Here is a 13,090-nt window from a genome sequence, read left to right as displayed (position 1 = left end):
TGATTTTAATTATGTATTAACAATAAAAATATAATGCACTGAAAAATATAACTTATTTTTTAGTGCGTTTTTTATTGCTCATTAATTAATCTAATTATATGGTTTTTACCGTTCGATTATCTGAAATAGCCAATTTTTTACGAATGATTTTTAATGATTTTCCTTATAATTCACCTATCAACCACAATAAAACATTAAAAACATTAATGTAAGTGCATTTATATTCATTTTTATTTTCTTGAAAGTATTTCTATAAATAGCCTTTTTATTATCATTTCTATTGAGATCATAATTAAAATAATAATGTCTATAAAAATAACGTTATTTCAGTGGGTTATCACAACAATTATTTTTTTATAAAAAAAGATTATTTCGCTTTATTTAATTATTAATCATTAACAATATGATAGAAAAAAAGAGAATTTATTTAGTTAATTCTAATTAACATAGGGTTGTCAGGCAGCTTCATTATGGTAGGGTATTTCCCTTACTAAAAACGTTAATTAGGAATTTAAGCACCATAAATTCATTATATTTTTATTTATTCTTTCCATTATTTTAATAGGGAACGATATATTGCATGGCAATTAAATTAGAAGTTAAAAACCTCTATAAGGTATTTGGCGAGCACCCAAAACGTGCCTTTGATTTATTAGAATCGGGTATGAATAAAGACCAGATTTTTGATAAAACAGGGTTAACCGTCGGTGTTCAAAATGCAAATCTGGCCATTGAAGAAGGCGAAATATTTGTCATCATGGGATTATCAGGATCTGGTAAATCCACATTAGTGCGCCTTCTCAATCGTCTGATAGATCCAACCCGAGGCGAAGTACTTATTGATGGCGAAAATATTGCCACAATGACTGATAAGGAACTCCGCCAGGTACGTCGTAAAAAAATCAGTATGGTGTTTCAATCTTTTGCTTTAATGCCACATATGAATGTACTTGATAATACAGCTTTCGGTATGGATCTTGCTGGGTTAAGCAAAGAAGAACGCTATGAAAAAGCGATGGCCGCTTTAGAGCAGGTAAACCTTGGAAATCATGCTAACTCATGGCCTGATGAGCTATCAGGTGGTATGCGCCAACGTATTGGGCTTGCTCGAGCATTAGCAAATGATCCTGATATCTTATTGATGGATGAAGCATTTTCCGCACTTGACCCATTAATACGTACCGAAATGCAAGACGAATTGCTAAGTTTGCAAGGCGATAAACAACGCACGATAGTATTTATTTCTCATGATCTTGATGAAGCAATGCGTATTGGCGATAGAATTGCCATTATGCAAGGTGGTGTGGTCGTTCAAATTGGTACACCCGATGAAATACTGAATAATCCAGCGAATGATTATGTACGCACCTTCTTTAGAGGTGTTGATATTAGCCACGTATTTAGTGCAAAAGATGTCGCAAAACGCCGCCCTGAAACATTACTGCATGTTGCCCCAGGATTTGGCCCTCGTTCTGCATTAAAAGTGCTTGAAGATGAAGATAGAAACTTTGGTTATCTTATTGAGCGAGGTAGAAAATTTATCGGCATTGTCTCGATTAATTCACTGGAAGAAGCATTAAAAAATAAACAACCTATTGAATCTGCAATTTTAACTGAGCCTTGCGCCATTAATGGTGAAACACCGTTAAATGAACTGATTTCCACTGTTGCACAATCTCCCTGTGCCATTCCTGTTATTGATGATAAAAACCGCTACCTTGGTTTAATTTCAAAAGGAATGTTGTTACAAGCACTGGATAAGGAGACACCAAATGAGTAATACAACCCACCAAGCCAATCCTTGGGAAATGGACACTCAAGATACCGCAACAGATAATACCGCCACACAAACAGCACCACAAGAAATGCAAAACAATGCTGTAGATGACGATCCTTGGAGTAGTGCTGATAGCACGACTACTGATGCTGATCCGTGGGGAACCGGTGGCACTGAAACGGTTGATACATCATCAGCAGGTGGTGATTGGTTAGATGCTGTCCCTACCGATACCACAACTGATCAATTTAATATTTTAGATCCCTTTCAGCATACGCTGATCCCATTAGATTCATGGGTAACAGAGGCAATAGACTGGGTTGTACTTCATTTTCGCCCACTATTCCAAGGCATACGTGTTCCCGTTGATCTTGTACTCGGTGGTTTTGAAAACTTTTTAACCTCAATGCCCGCTCCTGTTGCCATTATTTTGTTTTCACTTATTGCATGGCAGCTTTCAGGCAAAGTAATGGGAGCGACCTCTTTTATTTCATTGATATTAATTGGAGCTATCGGTGCATGGTCTGAAGCGATGATAACACTATCATTAGTGCTCACCTCGCTGCTGTTCTGCTTAATTATTGGCCTTCCGTTAGGAATATGGCTTGCTCATAGTGATAGGGCTTCAAAAATAGTCAGGCCTCTTTTAGATGCTATGCAGACAACACCTGCATTTGTCTATTTAGTACCTATCGTAATGCTTTTTGGTATTGGTAATGTGCCCGGTGTTGTTGTCACTATTATCTTTGCTTTACCGCCTATAGTGCGTCTGACTATTTTAGGTATTAAACAAGTACCTGAAGATTTAATTGAAGCGGCACAATCATTTGGAGCAAGTCCTCGCCAAATGCTATTTAAGGTGCAATTACCCTTAGCCATGCCAACAATTATGGCGGGTGTGAATCAAACCTTAATGTTAGCCCTTTCAATGGTCGTTATTGCCTCAATGATAGCTGTAGGTGGTTTAGGTCAGATGGTATTGCGTGGTATTGGTCGCCTTGATATGGGACTTGCCGCAGTAGGTGGTGCAGGTATCGTTATTCTGGCAATAATCCTTGATCGACTAACACAATCTTTGGGTCAAAATAATCGCTCGAAAGGAAATCGTCGCTGGTATCTAACCGGCCCTATTGGCTTAATTTGTCGAGTCGTAGGCAAAAAAGCATAAATCTAATACACAACGTTGTTATCACTAAAATTAAATCAAGAACATCAAGTTCAATCAATATTAGAGATAAAAGTGGTAGTTTAATTACCGCTATTTATCTCTTACTCTCACAACAGAAGGAAAAACTATGCGTAATCCAGTTCTCTGGGCAACGGTATTGTCCGCCACACTGATAAGCACCCAGTTATCCGCTGCTGATTTACCCGGTAAAGGGGTTTCGGTTCAACCAGTGCAAAGCACAATTTCTGAAGAAACTTTTCAGACATTAATCGTCAACAAAGCACTCGAACAATTAGGCTATACAGTTCAACCGACTAAAGAAGTCGACTACAACGTCGCTTACTCTTCTATCGCCAATGGCGATGCGACGTTTATGGCGGTCAGTTGGGTACCACTTCATAATTCACAATATGCTGCCGCAGGTGGTGACAATACCTTTTATCGCAAAGGTGATTATGTTGTAAACGCCGCGCAAGGCTATTTAATTGATAAAAAAACTGCTGAAAAATATAACATCACTAATATAGAGCAATTTAAAGATCCTAATATTGCTAAGCTATTCGATTCAAATGGTGATGGTAAAGCTGACTTAACCGGTTGTAATCCAGGCTGGGGTTGTGAAGAAGCAATCAATAATCATTTAAAAGCCTATGATTTAGAAAAATCTGTCACTCATAATCAAGGTAACTATGCAGCGATGATGGCTGATACCATTACACGTTTTAAAGAAGGGAAACCTATCTTTTATTACACATGGACACCTTATTGGATCAGTGATGTATTAAAACCGGGTAAAGATGTGGTGTGGCTACAGGTGCCTTTCTCCTCACTGCCGGGTGATGATAAAACCGATACCACCTTACCAAATGGGAAAAACTACGGTTTTCCACCAAGCACAATGCATATTGCTGCGAATAAAAAATGGGCACAAGCAAACCCTGCTGCAGCAAAACTTTTTGAGGTCATGAAAGTTTCTGTCACTGATATCAATGCGCAAAACTTGCGTATGCATAATGGTCAGAAATCACAGGCTGATATTGAGCGTCATGCCAATGCATGGATAAAAGCTCACCAAAAAACGTTTGATGGCTGGGTTGAAGAAGCGCGTAATGCCGCTAAATAGAATGTATTAATAGTTAATATATTTTCTTTTATAAGCAAACAGGTCACTCTATCGTGACCTGTTTTTTTATTAATAAAAATTAGAACCTTTTTACTACTGTAAATCTGAAATCACGCCCAACACCAGATACTGACTCACCTAAATAAGGGTAATAATCTTGGTTAAATAAATTAGCGACAGTAAAACGCACTTCAGTATTATGAATAAAAGTGGGTTCCCAATTAGCAAATAAACCATGTATCGAATAGCCTTTACTTTTTGGTAGTGACCAATAAGCAGCATCAGGGTCATTATCCATCGGAGAACGACGCTGAGCACCAATAAAGTCCCCCATCCACCCCATATTGACGTTAATTTGCGGTACTTTTATCCCAATAGTGGCATGTAAAGCATCAGGCTGAATTTCTGCAATCCATGTTTTTTGACCAAACCACGGATCACGCGGCGATTGGTCACGCGTCCCTTTCATGGTGGAATACGCTAAACGACCAAATAGGTTGGAACTATCATAAAAGGCTTCAATTTCCATTCCTTGAATATGATAACCCGGTAAATTACGGTAATTACCAATGGACGGCGGACAATTTCCATTATGCCCATCCACTTTTTGGCTCTCACAATAAACACCACGACGGCGGAATATTTCATCTTTACCGTGGCTATCAAACAATGTCGTTCTCAATTGCACTTGGTCTTGTTGCTGGAATACATTTTCAAAATCAGCTATCGCACCAATCCGAAATGCACGGATCGTTTCTTTATCTAAATGGCGACTTGTTCCTGTTAAACTTGAAATGCTTGATTGAACTTCATATTGTTCATCAATCAGTGGAGCTCGCCATGTATAAGTTAAATCACTAAAGAAACGGATATTCTGATTCATTTTCCATAACAAACCTAAATGAGGCGTTGCTCCGCTATAAGTCACATCAGAATAATCATGACCAAAATAAGGATTTGGATCTTGATAAACAATTGCACGACTTCCCTTTCCTTGGTTTTTTACAATATCGTAGCGAACACCAGGTGTTATCGTTAAGGTTTTATAGCTAATAGAATCTTGTAAATAGAAACTTGTGGTGGTTTGCGTTCCTTCAGGCATATAAGGAGGCGCGTAATAACCATAGTTATAATTTGGATTTTTAGCTTTATCTCGAGTAAACATCAACACATCACGATCATTTCGATGCCAACGTGTTCCTATCATCACCTGATGCTCAAATGCGCCATGCATCAGTGTACTTTCATTTTTAATTTCGATTTGATGATTTCTATAATTAACCCAGCTTTGGTTTCCCATGCTGCCGCTAAAATATGAGCTTGCTGTTTCAGGACGACTATCATTCTGTTTGGTTTTTGAATAACCATAAGTTAGCGTTAAATTAATTAAATCAGAATCAACAGGTTGAATATTCCATTTTGCACTGAAGGTGTCATCTTTCTGGTCACGATAAACTAATTTACGTTTCATCGCCGCATCAAAACCATATTTATCCACATCACCTTGGCTAGGTTTAGCTAATTCATCGCGCTTAGCAGCCCAAGGGGTCCAACCATCACTTTCTGATCTTGATGCGGATAATGTTAATGTTTGCTCATCGGTTAAATAGAGATTGGTTTTAATTAAAAATGAATCTTGATCTGATTGAGAATAGCCAAATTTAGTCCCATCTGGGCGTCTTAAATCATCACTTTCACGGCGATTAAAATAGAATAAACCATCCGCTTTGCCATCTAATAACTTGCCATATACTGCCCCACTATAACGATTTTGTTTATCATTAGTGTGATGCCCATATTTTAAAAACATCCCAATATTCTGATTGGGTAATAATAAATCATCAGGATCTTTCGTTTCAATTCTTACTGAGCCACCAAATCCACCATTGCCTTGGGTAATATTATGAGGGCCTTTATCTACATCAAGACGACGTATTAATTCAGGATCAATAAATATCGAACCTTGGCGATATTTCTCAAATGTTTTAGGCGTGCCATCAAGTGTAATTTTAATATCTTCTGGATTACCCATTCCCCAAATATTTAACGTTTGTCCACCAGGTCTTGGTGAACCCGATGATGAAATACCTGGCAATTTATCGACTAATTCTGCAATATTGTTAGGTTGTATTCTATTGATATCTTTAAGTGTAAGCACCGTACTTCCTGCATCAACACTTGAGTTTAATTCCCCGCCTACATAAATTGGTTCAATAACAATTTTCTCACGTTGTTGTTCCGTTTGCATTTGCGTTGCTGAGGTTGCAGAAATAACTTTTTCTGGTTTTGTATTCTCACCAGCATAGCTATTTAATGAAGTCAGCGAAGTCAATAATAATGCAATGGCTGATGATGAAAATACCCCAATCCCCCAATGATAGGCAGGTTTCTTTGCTGATAAATGGATCATAATAAAAGTATCTTTTGTATGGTTATAAGATTAATAAATAGTTAGAAAATCATGTAACGCACAAATATGATAATGATAATAATTATCATTATCTACTTTTATTGATGGGTTGAATTAATTCGGTAATCTACACTGAAATAATAAATTAGTTAGAATTATATTTTATTTAAAAGAATATTTTCGATTAATTAAACTAATTTCATTGGAAGCTGTAAGGAAATAAAATATTGGCTTGGTGCTATTCCCTCAATAAAATCACATAGAGCTAGCACAGAACTGTCTGATAATACTAATGTTGCACTTACCTTTCATTGCTGACTTATTGTCGCTATCTAATTATTTACTCAAGCAATTTTCCATGCCTGCTTTTGCTTTAATTATGAACCGAATAAAAAACATAAAAATAAAGATATTCAATTAGATAAAAATCAGTTAAAAATAAAAAACCAGTATTAGGTTAATAATTAAACTTTAGAACACAAGGAAGCGTCATGACTATTTATGACCTAAAACCTAAATTCCAATCACTATTACGCCCTTATGTTATAAAACTTTCTCAACGAGGGATCAGCGCTAATCAAGTCACACTATTTGCGCTGTTGTTATCAGTTGCAATGGGAGGGCTATTATTGCTTTACCCTACACCTCGGCTTTTTTTATTACTTCCTTTTATTCTTTTTTTTCGTATGGCACTCAACGCCATCGATGGAATGCTGGCACGAGAACACAATCAAAAAAGTACATTGGGTGCCATATTAAATGAAACTAGCGATGTCATTTCTGATGTTGCCCTTTATCTTCCTTTTGCTTTTATTTTTCCGCACGCTTTTTGGTGGATCATTCTCGCGCTATTTTTAATGATAATGACAGAGTTTGTCGGCGTACTCGCACAAACTATTCATGCGACTCGCCGTTATGACGGACCCATGGGAAAAAGCGATAGAGCATTTGTTTTTGGCTCAATAGCTTTTTTTATCGGCCTTTTTCCCTCGTTGGCATTATCAGAAAACACTTTCTATCTTTTCATTATTATCAATTTATTACTCTTGTTGACCTGTTGTCACCGCATTAATCGCGCATTAAAAGAAGTACAATTAACAGGTAAAGATAAGGATACATCGTTATGAATCAACAAATACAGTACCAAACACAAAGGAATATGGTTGAGTCTGAGTTTACCACCAGCGATAAAACACCACTTTTTTATCGCTATTGGCCTTCTCAAATTACCACTGAAAATAAAGCAATCATTTTATTTCATCGAGGCCATGAACACTCTGGTCGTGTGGCTCACCTTGTTGATGAACTTGATTTACCTGATTTTTCGATGTTTGCTTGGGATGCTCGTGGACATGGAAAAAATGAAGGGCCTAGGGGATATAGCCCATCAATGGGCACATCAATAAAAGATATCGATGAATTTATTCATTACGTATCATCTAATTATGATATTCCGTTAGAAAATATCATTGTTGTGGGCCAAAGTGTTGGTGCCGTTCTTGTTGCCGGCTGGGTGCATGATTATGCCCCTAAGATCCGTGGCATGGTTTTGGCATCTCCAGCATTTAAAGTAAAACTTTATGTGCCTTTTGCTCGCACAGGATTGGCTTTGATGCAAAAGATCCGCGGTCTTTTTTATGTTAACTCCTATGTAAAAGCCAAATATCTTACTCATGACCAAAGTCGCATTGACTCATTTAATAAAGATCCTCTTATTACTCGTGCTATCGCTGTTAATATTTTATTAGAGCTGTATAAAACGGCCGACCGCGTTGTCGAAGATGCCAGTGCAATTACCTTACCTACTCAGTTATTTATTTCAGGTAACGATCACGTTGTACATGCCAAACCACAACATCTGTTCTACCAACGCTTAAATACCCCCATTAAAGAAAAATATGTTTTACCGGGTTTTTACCATGACACGTTAGGCGAAAAAGATCGCATTATTGCAATAGATAAAATGCGCACTTTTATTGAGGCGCTATTCGCTCAACCAGTTTATCAACATGACTATCGTCAAGAAGATAAATGGAGCCACAGTGCAGATGTTTATCGTTCATTACTCACCCCCTTACCTAAATTTTGCCCTAAAAAAATGTACTATAAGGTACTTAGTCGCTCAATGCGTACTTTAGGCAAAGCCTCTGAAGGTGTTGCATTGGGTTATGATAAAGGCTTTGATTCAGGGTCAACACTTGATTATGTCTATCGTAATCACCCTCAAGGAAAAGGTTTATTTGGCCGTGTTGTTGATAAACAATATTTAAATAGTATTGGCTGGCAAGGTATTCGTCAGCGTAAAATTAATATCGAAAATACCATCCGTTATGCAATTCGACAGTTAACAAAAAACAATATGCCTGTTCATATTATGGATATTGCCGCAGGGCAAGGTCGTTACTTATTTGATGCCATTAATGATTATGGCAAAGTTGATTCTATTTTGATGCGTGACTATAGCAGCATCAATGTTGAACAAGGTCGCATCGCAATAAAAGAACGACACTTAGAAGATAAAGTTCGTTTTGAAGAAGGAAATGCTTTTGATAGCGAAAGTCTCAGTGCGGTATCACCTTCACCTACTTTAGCTATCGTTAGTGGACTTTATGAACTATTCCCTGAAAATCAGCTACTCAGAGAATCACTAAAAGGGTTATCCCAAGCTATCCCTTCTGGCGGTTTACTTATTTATACTTGCCAACCTTGGCACCCTCAACTTGAAATGATTGCTCGTGTATTACCAAGCCACCAAAATGGACAACCTTGGATTATGCGCTGTCGAAGCCAAGGAGAAATGGACGCATTGGTTGAAGAAGCTGGTTTTGAAAAACTCGATCAATATATTGATCACTGGGGTATTTTTAGCGTATCAATTGCAAAACGCTGCTAATCCTATGATGTCTAAATAATAAATAAATCAACTAATAATATCGCTATATGGCTATCATATGGCGATATTAGTCGCTAAATTGAAGAAAGGAATTTTATGATGAGTGGATACACTCACACGCCTATATCATCAAATAAAAAAGGGATCTGGCTTGCTGGTATTTTGTGGCTACTCTTCCTTGCGCCTTTTTTCTATTTAACTTATATGCAAGTAAATGCTTATACTTCAACCTTATCAAATATCTCTTCTTTTGTTTATCCTTGGGAAAAATATATCCCCTTTTTACCTTGGACAATTATCCCTTATTGGAGCGTTAATCTAGCTTATGGTATATCACTGTTTATTTGCACAACACTAAGAGAACAGTTTATTCATGGTATTCGTCTGATAGCCGCCTCTTTTATTGCCTGTAGTGGTTTTTTATTATTTCCACTAAAATTTAGTTTTACTCGTCCTGTAACAGATGGGTTTTCTGGTTGGTTATTTACTCAACTTGAAGGTTTCGATTTGCCTTATAATCAAGCGCCTTCGCTACATATTATTTTATTGTGGATAATTTGGTTACGCTTTAGAGCACACACACCCACATCATGGCGTTGGGTGCTAAATTTATGGTCACTATTAATTGCGGTATCAGTACTCACCACTTGGCAACATCATTTTATTGATATTATTACGGGATTTGCTGTAGGGGTATTGGTCTGTTATTTATTCCCCATAAAAACTCGCTGGCAATGGCAATTTAGCGCAAGCAAACGCAGTTTACGTATTGCTAAAAACTACGCTCTATCTGCTCTGCTTTTCTATATTATCGCGGTAGGACTGCAAGGTATTTTTTGGTTATTTATTTGGCCGGCAATCACACTGACTTTTATTACACTTGGTTATTTAGGCGCTGGCGCGACTATTTTTCAAAAGACGCCACAAGGCGAAGTATCACTTTCGGCACAAATAATCCTGTTACCTTATCGTTTTTTTGCTTGGTGTACTTATCGCTATTATTTAAAACGCTGCCGCACACCAAGCCAAATAACAGAAAATATTCTATTGGGAGGACGCCCTCTTTATCACTTAAAAGCACAGGCTGTTTTTGATTTAACCTGTGAATGGCCAAGAAATCGATTTAGTAAAAAACAATTTTATTTAGCCCAGCCTCAAATCGATTTATTACCTTTATCGCCAAATGATATTAGCAATGCAATGTTATCAATAGAAAAACTTATTCAACAAGGCACTGTTTATATTCATTGCAAATTAGGCTATTCCCGTAGCGCAACCGTTGTGGTTGCTTGGTTGATATATAGTGGTCAAGCACAAGATTTAACTGAAGCACTAAAACAGGTTTACGATGCTCGCCCTCAAGTGATTTTGAATCAAGAAACACAACAAGCACTACAGATTTGGTATAACAACTATCTCAAGAATCAACAGAATCAACAGAATCAACAACGAGTATAATATGCTAACAACAAAAACCAGCGGTGAAACCATCATTACACTAACCCAAAGCTGGCGTTATTTACTGTTTTTATCACTGCTTCCTTTTATAGGCGTTTTTCTTTTTTTAACGTTGGCTATTATCAGTAAATTTAGTCTTTTGGTTGCTTCTTTATTATTTTTATTCACACAATATCATCTCTTTCGTTTGTGGTTAGATAGCTGTTTTTTCCGTACTCTTTATCGCTATCATGACGGCGAAAGTTTTGATGAAGGCTTACAACTGTTTTTTCCTGCTCGCCCTAAAAAAATCACCATGAAAGCACGCTGGCTAGGCACCAAACGTCTATTTACTCTTTCATTGCTAGGTATTTTAATTCAATGGGGATGGTTTTTACTGACACTACTCTTTTAAAAGTAACGATTTAGTGATAATTAAATAGTCCTATTTGCTAGATAAAACAATGCATAATATCACCAAGATACCTTTTAACATTTCAAATTAATTGGACATATCTGTCATAGTATTTCTTTCCGCAAAAAAATAACTCATGCTACTATCATTCACATTATTAAATATTAGCTTTGAATATTATGGAAAAAACAGTACCTCAAACTTCCCTCAGTAAGGGACTTATTCTTTTAATGGCGGTTGCTACAGGTATGGTTGTTGCCAGCAACTACTATGCTCAACCTCTTCTCGATTCTATCGCGACTTATTTTGATATTTCAGCCACGATGGCAGGTTTTATTGTTACAACAGCGCAATTAAGCTACGCCATTGGGTTAATGCTTTTAGTTCCTCTTGGCGATATTTTTGAACGTCGCTCGCTAATTATTACCATGACATTAATTTCCGCTAGTGGCCTATTAGTCACCGCAATGGCTTCTAATATTTGGATAATGCTACTTGGTACAGCATTATCAGGTATGTTTTCAGTTGTTGCCCAAATACTGGTTCCTTTTGCAGCAACGCTTGCCGCACCTCATCAAAGAGGAAAAGCTGTTGGTACTATTATGAGTGGTTTATTGCTTGGTATTTTACTCGCAAGAACCGTTTCAGGATTAATGGCATCCATTACTAATTGGCAAGGAATCTTCTGGGTTGCCAGTGTATGTTTGGCTATTTTAGCAATCACTTTATGGCGCTGCTTACCAACCTATAAAAGCCAAACTGAACTCAATTATTTTCAACTGTTAGGCTCTATTTTTAAACTATTTGCCATAACACCAGTATTAAGAACACGCTCATTAATTGGCGCACTTATTTTTGCACACTTTGGTTTATTGTGGACATCAATGGCATTTTTATTGTCATCAAATCCATTTAATTATTCAGATGCCGTCATTGGGTTATTTGGCCTGATTGGTGCTGCTGGCGCATTAATGGCGAGTAAAGCGGGTGGATGGGTTGATAAAGGAAAAGGAAAAATAACAACAACCGTTGGACTAATCATTTTGTTTATCTCATGGTGCTTTATTATTATTGCTCCTTATTTCCACTGGATTGGTGTCGTAAGCTTTATTATTGGTGTTATTCTGCTAGATTTAGCTGTTCAGGGTGTACACGTTACCAATCAAAGTACTATCTATCGTATTTTACCTGATGCCAGAAACCGGTTAACCGCAGCTTACATGACCAGCTACTTTATTGGTGGTGCTTTAGGATCGTTATTATCAGGATATGCTTATCATCAATATGGATGGATTGGTGTTTCTATAGCAGGTTTAGTTATCGGTGTCTTAGGACTGACTGTCTGGTTATTAGGTTATAAAAATGATCCAATTATTCAGACTAAATAATTATTCTTACCAAGGATGGTTATTTTATTCCTCTACTTCCTCGCCAATCAGAATAAAACATGAATGTTTTAACCGCGTGATTACTATTGATGTATATCATCAATTCATTCTTTATTAAGAAAATTATATCAATCTTGCCCATAAACTATTAAAAATATAATTTCTTAATGCTAATGTAATCAATGTAACTATTCCATAATGGAATAAGTTTATTACGTGTATTATCGTAAAAAACGATCCATTCTTTCACAAATAGACTATTATTCATTGTCGAATAAGTGATAAATTGATTTTGTTAACTTATTGCAAAGAGATAAGCACCGATCCATTTTTTTGTGTTATCATTCATAAAATTTATGAATCAGGTAGCATAATCAAAAAAATAGAGTGCCTATAAATAATAAAAATTGCTAAATTGTGTGTTTAATATACCATTTAACATGTTGATAACAGCAGTTATCCTAATTTTCGAAACTAAC

At 36.7% G+C, this 13,090-nt stretch carries 9 protein-coding genes; 8 read left to right on the top strand and 1 reads right to left on the bottom strand.

Annotation, left to right across the window (positions count from 1 at the left end):
• Positions 1 to 580 precede the first annotated feature (580 nt).
• The 3 genes from proV to proX all read left to right on the top strand — a co-directional run bounded on the left by proV (position 581) and on the right by proX (position 4,068).
• Entirely contained in the window at positions 581 to 1,780 is a 1,200-nt protein-coding gene (gene proV / locus PH4a_RS11815) for a glycine betaine/L-proline ABC transporter ATP-binding protein ProV (RefSeq protein WP_064719286.1), read from the top strand.
• Positions 1,773 to 2,945 (top strand): glycine betaine/L-proline ABC transporter permease ProW, encoded by a 1,173-nt coding sequence (gene proW / locus PH4a_RS11810; protein WP_129039964.1) that lies wholly within the window; start codon positions 1,773 to 1,775, stop codon positions 2,943 to 2,945. Before proV ends, proW begins: the two co-directional genes overlap by 8 nt.
• Positions 2,946 to 3,072: 127 nt before the next feature.
• Positions 3,073 to 4,068: a glycine betaine/L-proline ABC transporter substrate-binding protein ProX gene (proX, locus tag PH4a_RS11805; RefSeq protein ID WP_129039962.1), complete on the top strand. Its 996-nt coding sequence runs from the start codon at positions 3,073 to 3,075 to the stop codon at positions 4,066 to 4,068.
• 79 nt (positions 4,069 to 4,147) lie between these two features.
• On the opposite strand, the gene PH4a_RS11800 is transcribed toward proX, so the two are convergent.
• Complete coding sequence (locus PH4a_RS11800) at positions 4,148 to 6,478, bottom strand: TonB-dependent hemoglobin/transferrin/lactoferrin family receptor (protein WP_129039960.1); 2,331 nt, start codon at positions 6,476 to 6,478, stop codon at positions 4,148 to 4,150.
• Positions 6,479 to 6,969: 491 nt separating this feature from the next.
• Between PH4a_RS11800 and PH4a_RS11795 the strand changes: the two genes are divergently transcribed.
• The 5 genes from PH4a_RS11795 to PH4a_RS11775 all read left to right on the top strand — a co-directional run bounded on the left by PH4a_RS11795 (position 6,970) and on the right by PH4a_RS11775 (position 12,611).
• Positions 6,970 to 7,605 carry a CDP-alcohol phosphatidyltransferase family protein gene (locus PH4a_RS11795; protein WP_129039958.1) on the top strand — a complete coding sequence of 212 codons (636 nt, stop codon included), beginning with the start codon at positions 6,970 to 6,972 and terminating at the stop codon, positions 7,603 to 7,605.
• Positions 7,602 to 9,371 carry a bifunctional alpha/beta hydrolase/class I SAM-dependent methyltransferase gene (locus PH4a_RS11790; protein ID WP_129039956.1) on the top strand — a complete coding sequence of 590 codons (1,770 nt, stop codon included), beginning with the start codon at positions 7,602 to 7,604 and terminating at the stop codon, positions 9,369 to 9,371. The genes PH4a_RS11795 and PH4a_RS11790 overlap by 4 nt, the downstream gene beginning before the upstream one ends.
• A gap of 96 nt (positions 9,372 to 9,467) precedes the next feature.
• Positions 9,468 to 10,829 carry a phosphatase PAP2/dual specificity phosphatase family protein gene (locus tag PH4a_RS11785; protein WP_341868124.1) on the top strand — a complete coding sequence of 454 codons (1,362 nt, stop codon included), beginning with the start codon at positions 9,468 to 9,470 and terminating at the stop codon, positions 10,827 to 10,829.
• 1 nt (position 10,830) lies between these two features.
• A complete protein-coding gene (locus PH4a_RS11780) occupies positions 10,831 to 11,223 on the top strand; it encodes a hypothetical protein (RefSeq protein WP_129039953.1) in 393 nt (130 codons plus the stop codon).
• A 179-nt stretch (positions 11,224 to 11,402) separates the two neighbouring features.
• Positions 11,403 to 12,611 carry an MFS transporter gene (locus tag PH4a_RS11775; protein WP_129039951.1) on the top strand — a complete coding sequence of 403 codons (1,209 nt, stop codon included), beginning with the start codon at positions 11,403 to 11,405 and terminating at the stop codon, positions 12,609 to 12,611.
• Positions 12,612 to 13,090: the final 479 nt, after the last annotated feature.

The organism is Proteus hauseri, from assembly GCF_004116975.1.
GTDB classification, from domain to species: Bacteria; Pseudomonadota; Gammaproteobacteria; order Enterobacterales; family Enterobacteriaceae; genus Proteus; species Proteus hauseri.
The sequence above is the reverse complement of the archived record's forward strand: the minus strand, read 5'-3'. Positions and strand labels throughout refer to the sequence as shown.